This window comes from Acinetobacter sp. 70_2 (genome assembly GCF_056736115.1).
Genome location: NZ_JBWZIP010000015.1, coordinates 961,866 through 979,048 on the forward strand (window position 1 = coordinate 961,866; position 17,183 = coordinate 979,048).

18 protein-coding genes are annotated in these 17,183 nt (G+C 39.3%); 7 read left to right on the plus strand and 11 right to left on the minus strand.

The features are described from left to right. Positions 1–12: 12 nt before the first annotated feature. The 3 genes from catA to AC1PJ9_RS13540 all read right to left on the minus strand — a co-directional run bounded on the left by catA (position 13) and on the right by AC1PJ9_RS13540 (position 2,514). Complete coding sequence (catA, locus tag AC1PJ9_RS13530; protein ID WP_002113693.1) at positions 13–933, minus strand: catechol 1,2-dioxygenase; 921 nt, start codon at positions 931–933, stop codon at positions 13–15. 160 nt (positions 934–1,093) lie between these two features. Continuing rightward, positions 1,094–1,384, minus strand: coding sequence for a muconolactone Delta-isomerase (gene catC, locus AC1PJ9_RS13535; RefSeq protein WP_311087518.1), 291 nt, complete (start codon positions 1,382–1,384; stop codon positions 1,094–1,096). A gap of 23 nt (positions 1,385–1,407) precedes the next feature. Beyond that, positions 1,408–2,514: a muconate/chloromuconate family cycloisomerase gene (locus AC1PJ9_RS13540; RefSeq protein WP_311087519.1), complete on the minus strand. Its 1,107-nt coding sequence runs from the start codon at positions 2,512–2,514 to the stop codon at positions 1,408–1,410. A gap of 100 nt (positions 2,515–2,614) precedes the next feature. Here AC1PJ9_RS13540 and AC1PJ9_RS13545 point away from each other — a divergent pair, with 100 nt between their 5' ends. Together AC1PJ9_RS13545 and AC1PJ9_RS13550 are read left to right on the plus strand one after the other, a co-directional pair. Next, positions 2,615–3,529 (plus strand): LysR substrate-binding domain-containing protein, encoded by a 915-nt coding sequence (locus tag AC1PJ9_RS13545; protein WP_311087520.1) that lies wholly within the window; start codon positions 2,615–2,617, stop codon positions 3,527–3,529. An 81-nt stretch (positions 3,530–3,610) separates the two neighbouring features. After that, positions 3,611–4,405 (plus strand): TorF family putative porin, encoded by a 795-nt coding sequence (locus AC1PJ9_RS13550; RefSeq protein ID WP_311087521.1) that lies wholly within the window; start codon positions 3,611–3,613, stop codon positions 4,403–4,405. 91 nt (positions 4,406–4,496) lie between these two features. Here the strand turns inward: AC1PJ9_RS13550 and AC1PJ9_RS13555 are convergent, their stop codons facing one another. Continuing rightward, complete coding sequence (locus AC1PJ9_RS13555; RefSeq protein ID WP_311087522.1) at positions 4,497–5,405, minus strand: acetoacetate decarboxylase; 909 nt, start codon at positions 5,403–5,405, stop codon at positions 4,497–4,499. A gap of 328 nt (positions 5,406–5,733) precedes the next feature. Here AC1PJ9_RS13555 and AC1PJ9_RS13560 point away from each other — a divergent pair, with 328 nt between their 5' ends. The 4 genes from AC1PJ9_RS13560 (at position 5,734) to AC1PJ9_RS13575 (ending at position 9,822) form a co-directional block, all read left to right on the plus strand. Next, positions 5,734–6,564: an alpha/beta fold hydrolase gene (locus AC1PJ9_RS13560; protein ID WP_311087523.1), complete on the plus strand. Its 831-nt coding sequence runs from the start codon at positions 5,734–5,736 to the stop codon at positions 6,562–6,564. A gap of 159 nt (positions 6,565–6,723) precedes the next feature. Next, positions 6,724–7,962 carry an NADH:flavin oxidoreductase/NADH oxidase family protein gene (locus tag AC1PJ9_RS13565; protein ID WP_311087524.1) on the plus strand — a complete coding sequence of 413 codons (1,239 nt, stop codon included), beginning with the start codon at positions 6,724–6,726 and terminating at the stop codon, positions 7,960–7,962. A 15-nt stretch (positions 7,963–7,977) separates the two neighbouring features. After that, a complete protein-coding gene (locus AC1PJ9_RS13570) occupies positions 7,978–9,045 on the plus strand; it encodes a saccharopine dehydrogenase family protein (RefSeq protein WP_311087525.1) in 1,068 nt (355 codons plus the stop codon). Between the two features lie 201 nt (positions 9,046–9,246). Beyond that, positions 9,247–9,822 (plus strand): dihydrofolate reductase family protein, encoded by a 576-nt coding sequence (locus AC1PJ9_RS13575; protein WP_311087526.1) that lies wholly within the window; start codon positions 9,247–9,249, stop codon positions 9,820–9,822. A 67-nt stretch (positions 9,823–9,889) separates the two neighbouring features. Here the strand turns inward: AC1PJ9_RS13575 and AC1PJ9_RS13580 are convergent, their stop codons facing one another. Both AC1PJ9_RS13580 and AC1PJ9_RS13585 read right to left on the minus strand, forming a co-directional pair. Then, complete coding sequence (locus AC1PJ9_RS13580) at positions 9,890–10,696, minus strand: type 1 glutamine amidotransferase domain-containing protein (RefSeq protein WP_311087527.1); 807 nt, start codon at positions 10,694–10,696, stop codon at positions 9,890–9,892. A 75-nt stretch (positions 10,697–10,771) separates the two neighbouring features. Next, positions 10,772–11,188 (minus strand): MerR family transcriptional regulator, encoded by a 417-nt coding sequence (locus AC1PJ9_RS13585; protein WP_004701448.1) that lies wholly within the window; start codon positions 11,186–11,188, stop codon positions 10,772–10,774. Between the two features lie 155 nt (positions 11,189–11,343). On the opposite strand from AC1PJ9_RS13585, the gene AC1PJ9_RS13590 reads away from it, so the two are divergent. Continuing rightward, a complete protein-coding gene (locus tag AC1PJ9_RS13590; RefSeq protein ID WP_311087528.1) occupies positions 11,344–12,036 on the plus strand; it encodes a type 1 glutamine amidotransferase domain-containing protein in 693 nt (230 codons plus the stop codon). Between the two features lie 97 nt (positions 12,037–12,133). Here AC1PJ9_RS13590 and AC1PJ9_RS13595 read toward each other — a convergent pair whose 3' ends face one another. The 5 genes from AC1PJ9_RS13595 to AC1PJ9_RS13615 form a co-directional block, all read right to left on the minus strand. Next, on the minus strand, positions 12,134–13,339 hold the full coding sequence (locus AC1PJ9_RS13595) for an NAD(P)/FAD-dependent oxidoreductase (RefSeq protein WP_311087529.1): 1,206 nt from the start codon (positions 13,337–13,339) through the stop codon (positions 12,134–12,136). Between the two features lie 158 nt (positions 13,340–13,497). Next, entirely contained in the window at positions 13,498–14,046 is a 549-nt protein-coding gene (locus AC1PJ9_RS13600) for an RrF2 family transcriptional regulator (RefSeq protein ID WP_003651943.1), read from the minus strand. A 198-nt stretch (positions 14,047–14,244) separates the two neighbouring features. Further along, positions 14,245–15,264, minus strand: coding sequence for an MBL fold metallo-hydrolase (locus tag AC1PJ9_RS13605; RefSeq protein WP_311087530.1), 1,020 nt, complete (start codon positions 15,262–15,264; stop codon positions 14,245–14,247). 139 nt (positions 15,265–15,403) lie between these two features. After that, on the minus strand, positions 15,404–15,973 hold the full coding sequence (locus tag AC1PJ9_RS13610; RefSeq protein ID WP_191009963.1) for a TetR/AcrR family transcriptional regulator: 570 nt from the start codon (positions 15,971–15,973) through the stop codon (positions 15,404–15,406). Between the two features lie 80 nt (positions 15,974–16,053). After that, positions 16,054–17,100: an AraC family transcriptional regulator gene (locus tag AC1PJ9_RS13615; RefSeq protein ID WP_311087531.1), complete on the minus strand. Its 1,047-nt coding sequence runs from the start codon at positions 17,098–17,100 to the stop codon at positions 16,054–16,056. Between the last annotated feature and the right edge of the window lie 83 nt (positions 17,101–17,183).

A 17,183-nucleotide genomic window follows, 5' to 3' on the forward strand; every position in this document is an offset into this window, starting at 1 on the left:
ATATACTTTCAATTAAGCGCTAGCGCGACGACGTTCAACTTCAGTTGAAGGAGCAGCAGCGGCATCTTTAACAAGTTCGATGTTAAATGTGATGTGTTTGAAAGCGTGATCTAAACCACGGCGTTGGATTTCAGCTGGGTCAGTTACATCAACTGCTGTTGCCACTAAGCCATCACGAGTTGCGAAAGCAAAGTCATCCCATAAGTACTCATCACCCTCAATGTTGAATTGAGTAGTCAGCTTGCGGTAACCTGGTGCAGAAACGAAGTAATGAACGTGAGATGGACGGTTACCATGACGGCCTAATTTGTTAAGAAGGGCCTGAGTTGTACCTTCTGGCGGGCAACCATAACCTACAGGCATAGTTGTTAATGCAACATACTTACCATCAGCATCAGTCAAGATGGTACGACGTAAGTTGAAGTCAGATTGAGACTTATCAAAGAATGAATAGTTACCCAAACTGTTGGCATGCCATACTTCAACTTTGGCATTTTCAATGATATTGCCATCAGTATCAGTTACAGTACCTTCAATAATTAAGGTATCGATTTTGCCAGATTCTGTACCATCATCCATACGTGCAAAACCAACAGATTCAGGCGCGCCAGCTACATAAAGTGGGCCTTCGATGGTACGTGGTGTGCCACCCGTAACACCAGCTTTGGCATCAGCTTCATCTGCACGTAAATCAAGATAATGCTCTAAACCTAAGCCAGCTGCCAAAAGACCAAGTTCGTTTGCTTGACCAGCATCTGTGAAATATTCCAAACCTTTCCATACTTCTGATGGTTGGATGTCTAAATCTTCAATGGCTTGAAATAAATCCCCGAGAAGGCGCACTACAATTTGTTGAACACGTGCATCAACTTCGCCTTTTGCAGTGTCGACATTCATTTGTTTTACAAGCGCATCAATTTGTTGACGGTTCATACTAAAACTCCTTAAGTATGCAATACGGTTTTGGGTGGCAGCGCTGCGGGCATTTTGTCTTGCTAGCGAATAATTGCCGCCACGTTCCTTGTTACCTTCTGAATAATCTGCTTGGTTTTTAAATGGACTTCAGAGATCACATTTAAAAAATTCTTTTGATTTACGAATCATCATCACGAACAGAAGAAGGGTGGCGATTAAGTGCTATCACTTCGATGTTCATGTAGGGATAGAGAGGTAAACCCTGTAAAATATTGTGCAATTCTTCATTGCTCTCAACATCAAAAATACTGATATTTGAATACTGGCCTGTAATACGCCAGATATGACGCCATTTACCTTGGCGTTGTAATTCTTGCGAATAAGCTTTTTCAACAGCTTTAATTTCATTTGCTTTGTCGGCTGGCATATCAAGTGGAATATGCACATCCATACGTACATGAAATAACATGGGAAACTCCTTATCCTGTTGCCTTAACGACGTAATTTCTCAATCTTATCTTCATCAATTTCAATGCCTAAGCCCGGAGCTGTTGGCAAATGCAATTCAAAGTTTTCGTAACGTAGCGGCTCTTTTAAAATTTCTTCGGTCAGTAATAACGGACCAAATAATTCAGTACCGAACGCTAACGTTTCAAAAGTTGCAAATGCATGAGCAGAAGCAATACTTCCTACAGGGCCTTCAAGCATGGTACCGCCATATAGGTCGATTCCAGCTAAACCAGCAATTTTGCCAACTTCACATGCTTCAATCAGGCCACCTGATTGTTCAATCTTCACGGCAAATACATCTGCACCATGATTTTTTGCAATACGGTATGCACTGTCAGGTCCAGTTAAAGCTTCATCCGCCATAATGGCTACATCAAAACGACGTGTTAAACGCGCAAGTGCTTCAGTATTTTGAATAGCACAAGGCTGTTCAATTAAATCAATCCCGCCATCTTGCAGTTGTTGAATACCTTGAATGCATTCCAGCTCTGACCATGCACGATTTACGTCAACACGTACACTAATATCTGCACCTAGTGCTTTTTTAATTGCAATCACATGATCAACATCATGTTGCAAATGGCGTGCACCAATTTTGAGTTTGAACGTGTTATGACGTTTCAACTCAATCATTTTTCGAGCTTCAGCAATATCTTTTTCAGTGTCACCAGACGCGAGCGTCCAAAGTACAGGTAAACTATTACGCAGACGGCCACCTAAAACTTCACTTAACGGCACGCCTAAACGTTTTGCCTGAATATCAAGTAGAGCAGTCTGAATGGCACATTTCGCAAAACGGTTACCATTAATATTCTTACGAATCAGTTTTAGTGTTTGAGCAACATTTAAATCTTTAACTGATGCGAGTAATGGTGCAAAGTAAGTATCAATATTGGCTTTGACACTTTCAGGACTTTCTTCACCATAGTTCAGTCCACCAATGGTGGTCGCTTCACCCCAACCTACAATACCATCCGTGGTCGTAATTTTAACGAGCACCAAAGTCTGAGTACGCATTGTAGTCACAGACAACTGGTGAGGACGGATAGTTGGAATATCCACAAGTATGGTTTCTATGGTTCTATACATGAAGTTTCAACTATTACGAACTTGTTTACATACCATAGAAGAATGTAATAGCCTAAAATAGATATAGAACGGTATTTTAAGATACTAAAAAGGTATATTAATGGAATTAAGACATTTACGTTATTTTGTTACCGTTGTGGAAGAACAAAGTCTGACTAAAGCGGCTGAGAAGCTTTTTATTGCCCAGCCACCACTCACGCGTCAAATCAAAAAACTAGAAGAAGAATTAGGCATTGATTTGTTTGTGAAAGGGTCACGTCCATTAAAAGTGACAGAAGCAGGGCTGTTTTTTTACCAACATGCCGTTCAAATTTTGACGCATACGGCTCAAGCTGCTTCGATGGCTAAAAAAATGAAGCTGGTAGAGAACATTGTCAAAGTTGGCTATGTCAGTTCACTTCTGTATGGGCGTTTACCACAGGTCATTTATCTATTTAGGCAAAAAAATCCTGACATTCATGTCGAGCTTATTGAATGTGGCACACGAGATCAGGTCGAAGCTTTAAAGTTAGGCAAAATCGATTTAGGTTTTGGCCGATTACCCATTAGTGATCCAGCGATTAAAAGGCTATTGCTTAGAAAAGAAAAATTAAAACTCGCGATTCATAAAAAGCATCCATTAAGTGAGTTTCAAGATTCAGGAATTTACCTATCTCAAATTATCAACGAGACGATTTTTTCTTACCCAACGACACCTAAGCCTAATTTTTCGACCACTATTCAAGCTTTATTTACCAAGTTAGGTTTAATCCCAGCCAAGCTGACCGAAGTACGAGAAATTCACATGGCGCTTGGTTTGGTGGCATCGGGCGAGGGTATTTGTATTATTCCAGAAAGTGCCTGTGATATTGGAATGAAGAATCTAACTTATTTAAATATCTTGGACTTAGAAGCCTATAGTCCAATCTCTCTATCTATGCGAAACATGGATCAAAGTTCCTACATTCCAAAAATTTTAGATTGTATTGAAGAGATTTATAGCGAAGAAGATGTGTCTAGAAACTTGAATTTATAAACTTTTAAGGTTCTTAAACTGGATATTTCATGTTATTTTAAAACTTTAAACCTATAGGTAATATGTAAAAGGAATTATTGAATGAGAAAAATTTTAGGTTTAGCTTCACTTATTATGTCTACTAGCGTTGTACATGCAGAACAATTAAAAGAACAAGAAAAAACCTCTCCATATAGCGCAAATGTTACTTTTGCTAGTCAATATATTTCACGTGGTTTCCAACAAACATGGGGTAAACCAGCCTTACAAGGTGGCCTAGATTATATTAATCCTAATGGTTTTTTTGTAGGGACTTGGGCATCAAGTGTAAGTTCCAACTATCTGCGGGATGCTTCAGTTGAATGGGATTTTTATACAGGTTATTTAAAAACAATCGATAAATTTTCAATTGGGATGTCGGTTTTTTACTACTACTATCCAGGCGCAAAAAGTACACCAGAAACGGGGAGCAGCAGTTATAACTATGGTGAAATCGTACCTCAAATTGGCTATGGTCCTTTAAGCCTTAAATACTTTGTTACCTACACACCAGATTATGCCGGTTATAACTCTAAGACCATGGGTGGACCTGCTGGTAAAAGGTCGAGAGGTTCAAGTTATTTAGATCTTAACTTTACCCAGCCTATCGGTGACACTTGGACTTTTGGCGCCCATTATGGCTATGAAAGAATCAAAAATTTTTCAGAGTCGAACTTTCAGGATGTTAAAGCCGAACTCATAAAAGATTTAGGTGATGGTTGGAGTACTGGCTTAGCCTATACCAAGGCATGGGATAAAAATGCTTATTATAAAAAGTATAGCAATGGTGAGGTAGGCGCACCTGTTTCAAATCCCATCGATTCGACTTTTACAGTGTCTGTAAAAAAGGTGTTCTAAGTTAAATTTATGAGTAATGGCTAATTAACTACGCTTGAAAAGATGCCTATAAATTCAAACTTTCAAACGTAGTTAAAAACGGCCTTTTTATTTATGCTTTTAAATTAATTACGGTAGGCAAATTAAGGACGACTTGCGCATCTTCTATAACATCTAAACGCAAAATTTTTGAAGCACCTAGTTCATTTAATAGCTTTGTTAAAGGGCCTTCGTTTTTCACAAGTCGTACTTCCTTTGGAAAAAGCTTTTTTGCAAAAGAAAGAATGTTGGACTGAACCTCTGTCTGGTGCCATTTGCCATCAACAACATGTAGCATAGTTGCTTTATTAATATGTGTTTCAGAATCGACACGTTTTAAAGTAGGAACAGCAGTTTTTAAACTTAAATCTAATTTTCCATTAATATCAAAAATATGGGCTTGCACTTCTTTTGAGTTAATCTCGACATCAATTTGAGTTAACCATTTTGGTAATTGGTAACCATATACACCACGCACTCTGGCAATTTCAGTATCAACAGGCAAAGCTAAAACATGAGCATAAAAATGACGTTGACGCATCGATTTCATTAACTCTGCAATATGTGGCCCACGAGCATTAGGTTTACGTACAACAATCGCAATCGACACTTCGTTATAAGGGTCATTGTCACAAACTGAATAGGTAAAGAAGGTAACGGCGACCAAACCATAACCCGGAAATAGTTGTAATGGTGTTAAGGCAGCAGGCAGTTTTGCTTTAATCTGCTTAATGGGTGCAAGCATTAATAGCTGAACATTTGCACTACGATAATAAAAGTTGGGTGCCCAAACAGAACCTACTCGGGATTCTACGATTTTTTTAGGAATATGGCGGAAAAAGTTGATATTGCCAGCAGCTGGATCTTGAGCCACTTTGTCTAGGTCAGGATTCATTCTAAAGCGGTCATAATAACCACCTTTGGGTACTTTGACTTTTTGTTGCCCGAATTCAACCTCAGTAAATTCTTGTTTTATATTCATTGGAGTTCACCTTTACATTAATTGACTGAGTAGCTACCGTTGTCTTTATCAAGACGTGTTAATTAATAGCCAATGTGGTCACTATAAGTTTAACGCTAACTTTAAAGTCAAGGCTTTAATTTTGACATGTCAAATCTTTGACATTTAAAAGAAATAAAATAAAAACAATTAAAGTTTAAAAAGATACAAACTTGATGAGAGTCTTCATATAAATTTTATTTTTAAAAGATGATTAAGATAGTTGACCTTAAAGTTAACTTTAAGCTTAGTATAAATATTCAAATCTTTATAACGAATCAACAAGCGGTTTTTCACCAGGAGAACAAAGATGGGATATGTAACCACAAAAGATGGCGTAGAAATTTTCTATAAAGATTGGGGACCACGCGATGCCCAAGTATTATTTTTTCATCACGGTTGGCCTTTGAGTTCAGATGATTGGGACACACAGTTGCTTTTTTTCCTTAAAGAAGGTTTTCGTGTAGTTGCTCATGACAGACGTGGGCATGGGCGTTCGAGTCAGGTGTGGGATGGTCATGATATGGACCATTATGCAGATGACGTTGCAGAAGTGGTTAAACATCTGAATATTAAAAATGCAATTCATATTGGCCACTCAACAGGTGGCGGTGAAGTAGCTCACTATATTGCGCGTCATGGTCAGGAAAATGTTAAGAAAGCTGTTCTTGTGAGTGCAGTACCGCCGCTTATGGTTAAAACTGAAAATAATCCTGAAGGTTTACCAAAAGAAGTTTTTGATGATCTTCAAAATCAGGTTCTCACCAACCGTGCGCAATTTTTCCGAGACTTACCATCTGGCCCGTTCTATGGTTTTAACCGACCTGATGCAAAGCCATCTGAAGGTATCATTTCGAACTGGTGGCGTCAGGGTATGACGGGTAGTGCAAAAGCACATTACGATGGTATTGTGGCATTCTCACAAACTGACTTCACCGAAGATTTAAAGAAAATCACGGTTCCTGTTTTGGTGTTGCATGGTGACGACGACCAGATCGTGCCTTATAAAACGTCTGGCGTAAAATCTGCAGAGTTACTTCAAAATAGCCAACTCAAGATCTATCCGGGTTTTTCTCATGGTATGTTAACTGTAAACCATGAGGTGATTAATGCTGACTTATTGGCGTTTATTCGTGAATAATTTAAAGCTTTAAACTTTAAAAAAGAGGCCTATTAAGTGCCTCTTTTTTATTTATAAATAAATGAAATTGAAACTAATAAATATAGAAATGCTAAAAGGTATTGACATTAAAGTTAGCTTTAACCTTAAAGTAAAGCCATACTGAATGAGGTCATTCCAATGAAAGTGTTCGAAAAATTAGTATTCCCAAATGGCTCATATGTTCCTAACCGTATTGCTAAAGCAGCAATGGAAGAAAACATGGCTGATTTAAACCACGCACCATCAGAAGAATTAATGCGTTTATATCAAGCTTGGGCAAATGGTGGCGTAGGTCTAATCATTACTGGAAATGTGATGGTAGACCGCCGAGCGATGACTGGACCGGGCGGTGTAGTGCTTGAAGATGAAAAGCATCTGGATACTTTTAAAAAATGGGCACAAATTGGTCGCTCAAAAGGTGCTCAGATTTGGCTTCAAATTAACCATCCGGGGCGTCAAATGCAAGCGGACCTTGGTCAGCAGACTTGGGCGCCATCGGCTATTTCACTTGATCTTGGCAAAATGTCAAATCGCTTTAATACGCCAATCGAAATGACTGAATCCATGATTGCAGAGGTTATTCAACGTTTTGCAAATACAGCGCGTTTAGGTGAAAAAGCAGGATTTACTGGTGTGGAAATTCATGCAGCGCATGGATATTTATTAAGCCAGTTTCTTTCACCACTGAGCAATAAACGCCAAGATCAATGGGGTGGTTCTTTAGAAAACCGCGCTCGCCTTTTAATTGAAGTTGTGGAAGCAGTTCGTAAAGTGGTTTCGCCTCAGTTTACTGTTGCAGTGAAACTAAATTCAGCCGATTTCCAACGTGGTGGTTTTAGCGCTGAAGATGCTCAACAAGTAGTTAAAATGCTAAATGAACATGCGGTCGATTTGGTTGAACTTTCAGGCGGTAGCTATGAAGCGCCAGCAATGCAAGGTCAAGCGCGTGATGGCCGAACACTTGCTCGCGAAGCTTACTTTTTAGAGTTGGCACAGGAGATTCGTAAAGTTGCCAAAATGCCTGTTATGGTCACAGGTGGCATACGCCGTAAACAAGTGGCAGAGCAAGTGGTTGAAAGTGGTGTAGATATGGTTGGTATTGCCACAGCTTTAGCGATTGAACCTAATTTGCCAAATGCTTGGAAACAAGGCAAAGATGTTTCACCTGAACTCAAGCCAATTACCTGGGAAAATAAAACATTCGCTTCTCTTGCCAATATGGCAGTGGTGAAATTCCAGTTACGTAATTTAAGTGCTGGTAAAAAAACAAAACCAAATGTTTCACCAGCTTGGGCTTTAATTTTGCAACAATCAGCGATGTCATGCCGTACCCGCCAATACAAAAAAGGCATGCGTGACTATACATTTGCTTCTTAATAAGTGAGTTGTGTTATGACAAATCCTAACGATTCAAACTGGATAATTTATGGAGCAAATGGCTACACGGGCGAGTTAATCGCTCGTGAAGCTGTACGCCAAGGTCTAAAACCAACTTTGGCTGGTCGTAACAAAGCTAAGGTTGAAACATTAGCTCAAGAGTTGGGGCTCGATTATAAAGCTTTTGGGCTTGATAACGTAGATGCGGTCAGTGAGCAGCTCCAAGGCTTCAAACTGGTCATGCACTGTGCAGGGCCATTTTCAGCAACATCAAAACCCATGATGGAAGCGTGTATTAAAGCAGGCGCTCACTATTTAGATATTACGGGTGAAACCTCTGTATTTGAATTGGCACAGTCACTGAACAGCCAAGCTGAAAAAGCCGATATTGTGCTTTGTCCGGGTGTTGGTTTCGATGTGATTCCGACAGATTGTGTTGCCGCGGCACTGAAAGAAGCATTGCCAGATGCGACCCATTTAGCACTTGGTTTTGACTCTAGAACAGGGTTTTCACCGGGTACTGCTAAAACAAGTACAGAAGGCATGGCCGAAGGCGGAAAAATTCGTAAAAACGGAAAAATTACTACCGTTCCATTAGCACATTATGTTCGGACCATTGATTTTGGTGACGGTAAAAAAAGTGCCATGAGTGTTCCGTGGGGAGACGTATCTACAGCGTTCTATACAACAGGTATTCCAAACATTGAAGTATTTGTACCTGCATTTCCCAAAATGATTTTGGGTGCGAAAATGATGAACTATTTACGCCCAGTATTAAAAATTAATGCCGTGCAGAAGTTTATTAAGTCGCGTATTGAAAAAACGGTTGTGGGACCAAATGAGGAACTTCGCGCGAAAGTACCTACCTATGTTTGGGGGGAGGCAAGAAATTCACGTGGGGAAATCAAAACTGCCCGTATCCAAACAGAAAACGCGTATAGCCTTACCGTAAATGGCTCACTGACTGTGGTGAATTATTTACTCAAAAATACCGTGAAAGGCGGTACATATACGCCAGCAAAACTGATGGGTTATAAACTAGTGACTGAGCTGCCGGGTTCTGGTCCGTTGGTCATTAATTAAAAGCCTTTATCAAAAAAGCATATTTATAGATAGTCCCGAATAAGGAGTAATTCTTGTTCGGGTTATTTTTAAATATTTCAAGTAAATACGGCTTAATATGGATAAAAAGAAAACCAGAAAACAAAACACTGCATAAGAAATAATTCAAATTGAATATACTAAAAAGCGATAAATATTTTTCATAACAAAGGAATGAGAATAATGAGAAAACTCATACTATTTCTACATGCATCGCTTGACAGTTTTGTTGAAGGTCCAAATGGGGCAATGGACATAGGGTGGATTGCTTACGATGCCGATTTAGCAAACCATGCAAAAGAAATTTTGAGCACTGCCGATACGGTGATTTGGGGACGTGCGACTTACCAGATGATGCATAATTACTGGCCAACCATGCTTTCAAATCCAGAAGCTTCGGAGCATGAACGAAATCATGCTGAGTGGATTGAAAAGACCGAAAAAATCGTTTTTTCAACCACCTTAGATACAGTTGAATGGAATAATTCCCGCCTTGTAAAAGACCATGTTGAAGAAGAAATTAATAAGCTGAAACAGCAAGTGGGTAAGGATATGGTGATTCTAGGAAGTCCTCGATTCGCGCACTATCTCATGCAACTGGGTTTAATTGATGAATATAAAATTACGGTTTCGCCCGTTTTAATTGGTAGTGGCTTGCCACTATTTCAAGGTATTAAAGAAAAGACCAATCTTAAACTCATTGAAAATAAAACTTTTGCTTCAGGTGCGATAGCTCTTCACTATCAAAAGATTGGTTAGTTTTTTCTATAATATTTATATGAAAAAAACGAATTACAGGGCTAGTCTGTAATTCGTCTTTTTAGATTTATTGAATGCTGCTTAAACGCTTAACAACTGCTTCGGCAATTTCTTTACTCGACTGAGGGTTTTGTCCAGTAATTAATCTATCGTCCGAAACTACATATGAGGTAAATGGAATAAATGCTTCTTTATATTTTGCACCACGTTCAATGAGTCCATTTTGTAAAGAAAATGGAACTTGAGATTTAATACCTGAAAGTGTTTCTTCAATATTTGCAAAACCAGTAACGGTTCTATTTGCAATTAAAGGTTTGCCATTTTTATCCTGTAAAGGTAATAAACTACCCACGCCGTGACATACTGCTGAAACGATCCCACCTTGGCGATAGATTTGTTCGCTAATGTTTTGCAAAGCTTTATTGTTTGGAAAATCCCACATGGTGCCGTGACCACCTGTATAGTAAATGGCTTTGTACTGTGTAGGATTAATCGCGCTCGGAGCCAATGTTGTCTTTAACCGTTGCATAAATGTTGGGTCGGCTAAATGCTGACGGGCAGATTTGTCTAGGTAAATAGACTTTAAGCTACGTTCATCTAGAGGCACTTCACCACCTAAAGGGCTTACAAAGTCCATTTCATAGCCGGCAGCTAATACAACATCATAAAAATGGGTGAGTTCGGTTAGCCAAAGTCCTGTTTTATCTGAACGGGAAGGGTAAGCTGAGTGATTGGTCATTACGACTAAAATTTTTCCATTTGTTTTTGCAAGGCTTTGAGCTTTATCTGACTCTGCGGCATGTACTACATGTGTAGTCAAAAAAATGGCAAAAATAATGGTTAACCAACGCTGAAAATTCCAAACTTTAAACATGACAGGTCCTCATTCATCACCTGTAGCCAATCGTATGTTTAAAGCACACTTTAAGGTCAATAGGTCTCTAAGAAATTATGGTGTTTTTGCTTTGTCGAAATAGAGATTCATGAGACGTTCTGCATTTTGCTCGCAGGTAATTTCATCGGGTTTGTTGTTGATCGCATCAATCATGGTACGTAAGTTTTGTTTACTCACTTTTAGCTTTTGTTCTAAAAGTTCTATTTCCTGAATTTTTAATTCAATGGTTTGGATGAGTGCATCATGGTTCCAAGTGGCAACTTTTGAAGGCAAAAAAGCTTTAATTTCTGCTAAAGAAAAACCAACTTGCTGGGCTTGCTGAATCAAAGAAAGCTGCTTCAAATCGTTATCGGTATATTCACGATAACCATTTGATTTTCTTTTTGCTTTAGGTAAGAGTTTGATTTGCTCGTAATAACGAATTGTAGGGGTGCTTAAGCCGCTTAATTTCGATAACTCGCTAATATTCATAGCTACAGACTCTATTGACATTCAAGTTAACTTTAGACTTATAGTCACTTAAAAGCAAGGTTCATAACTTTACCAAGCACACACTTTCATTAACAGCTTTCTATGCTTTGATAGATGAAAGAATAGAATTATAAATATGGAAATGAGGTGAAAAAATGTCTAAACGCATATTACATGTCGTGACTAATATTTCACGCTATAAGGATGTTGATGAACCAACAGGGTTATGGTTAGGCGAACTTACCCATGCCTATGATGAGTTTGAAAAGCAAGGTTATATACAAGATATTGTTAGCCCAAATGGTGGTAAAACACCGATTGAACCTAAGTCACTTTTGCCTTTAGTTGCAGACAAGTCTGTTAAAGACCGAGAAAAAGATCAATCTTTTATAATGCTGCTGGCAAATACATTTAAGCCTTCAGATATCAATTGGCAAGACTATGACGTGATCTACTATACGGGTGGTCATGGTGTGATGTGGGATTTTTTAGATAACCCTGAACTGCAAGAAATCACCAAAAACATTTATGAAAAAGGCGGCATCGTTTCTAGTGTTTGTCATGGATATTGCGGTTTGCTTAACGTCAGACTTTCAAATGGCAAACGTCTAATAGAAGGTAAGAAGTTAACGGGCTTTGCTTGGAGTGAAGAAGTTCTGGCAGGGGTTGCGAAAAAAGTCCCATATAATGCCGAAGAGCTAGCGCAAGAATATGGCGCTCGTTATGAAAAAGCTTTCATCCCATTTGCGCCGTATGTGGTTCAGGACGGTAATTTGATTACTGGTCAAAACCCTTTTTCAGCTAGAAAGACGGCTTTAGCAATAGTAGAAGAGCTAGAAAAGTCGTAATTGTTAATGAATCAAATATAAATCAGAAAAGCAAAACCAGTGACGGTTTTGCTTTTCGACTGTTTAAATAAAGTGATGTGATCTAGCAAGGCTAACTTTAAGGAACAATCACAAAATCAGGGTTAGCTATTGCAAAAACTGCTTCGCGGTCTGCGGCTGGTGGATAAATCCAGACGGTATTAATTTCTTGTTTAATTTTTTTAGCTTCATCACGTACAAATTGAACCTGACGATCCCAACCTTCGCTATAGAGTGCGCCCCAAGGACCTAAGTCAACACACGTCACATACTTCGGTTGACTGTATGGATGAAGAGGTAAATCAACCAATTCTGCCGCAGCGTTGTAACCCGCTACACGACCTAGGCTCATGGCGTGCTGACACGACATCACGTTAAAGTTACCTAAATCATCGGTTGGAACTTTTACAGTGTCACCAGTCACAAAAATATTTTTTGCTTCAGGTGCATGTAAATAAGCATCCCCTAAAATACGTCCTAAATTATCTTTTTCACCAGTAACTTGAGAGGTGAGTTGGTTGGCTCGCATGCCCGCAGTCCAGATCACGGTTTCTGTTTCAATTCTTTCGCCATTAGAAAGTGTTACCCCTGATGCATCTAGTGCTGTAACTCGTAGCCCAGCTTTACCTTCCACACCAAGCTCGCTAAGAGCTTCTCGAATAACGGTAGCAGCTTGGTCACCCATCGCCGCGCCAATTTCTGTTGAGGAATCAACTAAAACTACACGGACATCAGTTTCACCTAAAATGCTAAGCAGACGTTCAGGCATTTCAGTAACGGTTTCTAACCCCGTAAGACCACCACCTGCAACGACCACCGTATTACGCGCTGCATTTGCAGGTTTACTGGCTAAGTTTTTAAGATGTTGGTCTAGTTTTTCAGCATCTTCTAGTGTGCTTACGCTAAAGCCATATTCGGTAAGACCCGGTATTGGGGGCATAAACGTAGTACTTCCGGTTGCCAGAATAAAACGGTCATAGCTTAAAGTTTGTTTGCTGCCATCGGTGGTTGAAACTTCAATTTCCTGTTGGTCGGCATCAATTTTATTTACCCAACCTGCCAGAAATTTAACCCCAACCACACTTAATAACTTTGAAATATCAGGGTTCATGTTTTCAAGCACAGCTTCATAAAGACGAGGACGAATCCCAACATTCGGGCTAGGGGAAACCATCACCACTTCAATGTTTTGTTCTTGCGATGCTAAGTGAATTGCTCTTTGTGCGGCAAGTGCCGCCCATAAACCCGCAAAGCCAGAACCTGCAATAATAATATGCTTACTCATTTGATTATCCTTTTGATAGATTTTCGGACAACACATTCCAACTCATCACAAAATTTAGGGTGAGCGAATCCTTTCTCTGATTGTCCGAAAAATCTGAGAAGGCGTTTAAAATGATTACGGGGTGTTATTGCTCTAGGGTTTGAGACCCTTTCAATTCATTAGTCGGGGGTATCCCGTGAGATTTTGTTTTTCCGCATTTTTGCTGTTCTTCCTTCGATGCGTTCATTGATCCAGCCATTTACATCACTAAAAAATACGTCGGGTGCATAACGGCCAAAACGGTCAGCAATATCACCAAGTGTATGGGCACCTAAAGCGTCTCGCATGGCTTTTTCGGCCTGTAGCATGACGGCATGCACTGCACACACACCACTGGTTGCCCAATCTGGTGGAGCATGATTAAAGACCGCGCATTTACCACGAACTTCTTGGCACTCAAAAAGCGGTTTTTCACCTTCGATTGCATTCACAATATCTAAAAAACTAATTTCATGAGCAGATCGAGCGAGTAAATACCCACCACGAACACCTTCTTGAGCAATAACGAGACCTGCCTTTTCAAGTTTAGGAAAAATCTTGGCCATAAAACTTGGAGAGACTCCTTGTAGTTCAGCAAGATCCTTACTACTCAAAGGTTTATCTTCATTGTTCACAAGAAAAAGAAGACAGTGAATCGCATACTCGACGCTACTAGTGATATAAGCCATTTAATTTCATAATTGATCAATTACAAACACAGACTAATGTAGTCTGTGTTTTAAGTCAATAATAAAACTAAGACAAAGTTAGTCCTAGTTTTATTTTGGAGTGGAATGGATGGCAGAAGTGGAGGATATATAACTGAATTTAAATACCTTTAAAGTAAAATTGAAGGGTATAAATAATTTAGAAAATTATCGAAAAACTTACGAACGCCACCAATAATTTTCAACATTCGGCTCGTTTAAGTTCAAGATTTGTCCCATTTGCGGTGTGCTAATGGCTAAATTATTTTCATGAGCTAAACCGACAATACGTTCAAACGGGTCATCCCAAGCATGAAGCGCCAAGTCAAAAGTACCATTGTGTACAGGCAACAAATGACGACCTTTTAAATCGATATGTGCTTGTAAAGTTTGCTCTGGCTGCATGTGAACATCAGGCCATTCAGGGTCGTAAGCCCCAGTTTCTAACATGGTTAGATCGAAGGGGCCATAACGATGTCCAATCTCTTTAAATCCATCGAAATAGCCTGTGTCACCGCTGAAAAATACCCGTAGATCATTATCAATAATTACCCACGAAGCCCAAAGGGTCGCATTACTATCGCCCATACCACGGCCTGAAAAATGATGAGCAGGGGTAGCCACCAATTTTAGTCCATCTACATGGGTAGTATCCCACCAATCAAGTTGTTGAACTTTTTCTGCTGGAATTCCCCATTTAATGAGTGTGTCACCCACACCAAGCGGCGTTAAGAAATGCTCAACTTTATCGTTAAGTTGCATCACTGCATGGTAGTCGAGGTGGTCGTAGTGGTTATGCGACAAAATCACGCCTTTAATCGGTGGTAACTCGGCAATGCTAATTGGTGGCTGGTGAAAACGTTTTGGACCAATCCACTGAAAAGGTGAAGCACGCTCTGAAAAAACTGGGTCGGTTAACCAAAATTCATTTTGAAGTTTTAACAAGATGGTTGAGTGGCCCAAACGAAATAGAGAGCGGTCAGGCGCAGTTAAAAGCTGTTCTTTGGTTAAGCTTAAAACAGGAATTTCTTTGTTTGGTACTGTATCTTTTGGTTTGTTAAATAGAAACTTCCACATAAGTTGGAGCGTTTTGCCAAAAGAAGGCTTGTGTTGGTTTGGACGCGTATTTCTAAATTTGCCATTGTGCTGTTGAGATGGCATTAAGGGAGAAGGCAAGTCTGTTGTGTTTGAAATCGTCATCTTGTTTTTCCTTATTGGAACAAACCTATATGTGCAAATAAGAACTTGGGCTAAGTGCTTATTTTGATTTATTTAAATGAGTATTTGCTCACTCATTAATTCGTTTAAAAATAAGGACGCCGTGCATCCTTATTTTTATCTAAATTGAAACTGCATGCCAAAACGCTTCAAAGCCAGATTTGCGATAACGCTCGGTTTGAGAAGGGTCTTGAGCAATAAAATTAAGTGTAACTTCTGCAAGCGCACCTAAAATTGAAGCAATAAATAACGGTGGATAATCTCTTAATTTGCCATCGTTAATACGTTCTTGAATGTTTTGGGTGAGATCACAAAAGGTTTGCATGCCAATTTGTTTGCTTTGCTCGGTAATTTGTTCCGAGGTCGAAAGCTGTGCCATTACTTTACGCTTAAGGGGAGCTTCTAAACTCCAGTCCAAATAGCTTTGCCAGATATGCGACATTTGTGTTTGTAGGTCAGCGTTAGTTGGGTAACTAAGCATCATGACCTGACGTAGCTCAGCCTTTAGCGAAAGATATAACTGATTAAGCAGTTCTTCTTTATTACTAAAATAGGTAAATAAAGTACCTTCCGCGACACCAGCGACTTTTGCAATTTTTGAGGTAGATGCACGTTCGCCAAGCTCTGCTAATGTTTCAATAGCAGCGCTTAAAATTGCATTACGTTTATCTTCACTACGAGGACGAGCCATATACAAACATGTTAATTGAGTGATTACTCAATCATACATAAAAATAGTAAGACAGCAAGATATATTTTGTTAGATCCACATTATTGATTCTTTCTAAATGTAATGGGTGTTTGACCTGTCCATTTCTTAAAAGCTCGTGTGAAATTTGTAGGTTGTATATAGCCCAGATAAAGCGCAATTTCTTGTATATCCATATCACTATGAAGTAACAAATGCTCAGCTTCTTTTAGTTGAGCTTCTTCAAGCAGTTGAATATATGAAGAACCGACTTGGTTCAAATGGCGCCGTAATGTTCGACTAGACATGTTTAAGCGAGTTGCAATTTCATCAAATGAAGGATAACCAATCTGTGGTTTTAAGTTTAGTTCGGCCTTTACAGTCAGGCATATATCTTTAATTTGCTCTGAAAAACGGATTTGTTCAGCTTCACACTGCGCCAGAGCTTGTTTAAAGGCAATCGGATCTGCCATTTTAATGGGTAAATCTAGAAGCTGTTTTTTATATCGAATTTGATTAGTTGCTTGGTTAAATCGAATAGGTGGCAATAAATGCTGATAGGCTTTGTGATAGGTAGGTTCAGGCCAATCTGCCCATAACTCAATTTCAGCAAAATCATGCTCTATTAGAAATTGGCCAGTTTGAATCACACCAATCATTAAGCATTCATAAAAAAATCGTCTAAGCGTTTCAGCTTGTTCGGGTTGATTGCTGACAATTGGGTGAGTTTCATTTATTTCAATAATAGAAAACTCATTATTTTCAAGCAAAGCAATACGATAATCTTTTAATCGCATGTTAAAGAATTGCGTTGAAACTTCAATGGCTTGACGAAGGTTTGGACTACTCATAAGGGCGTATCCCATCGGGCCATGAGCAGTTAAACGCAGTTTTAGTCCATATTCATATCCCAAGCCAGAATCTTTCGACAATAACAAGCTTTCCCACGCTAGCTTAGACCACTGCACAGGGGTAATTCGCGCATCTAGTTGATCTAAAAGGTTTAATGAAATTTTACTTTTCTTCAAAATCTCAAGGGCTGAAAATCCTTTGTCGACCATGATTTCCAATAATAAATGCGCATAAGAAATAGGAATACTGGCTTTGGAAAGCCCATACGGATCTTTCATATTACTTTTTGTTTTGGCCGAAAATGATTATCAGTATGTCTGATCCACATCTCACGCTCAAGTTAAAAGTTCGGAATAATCAA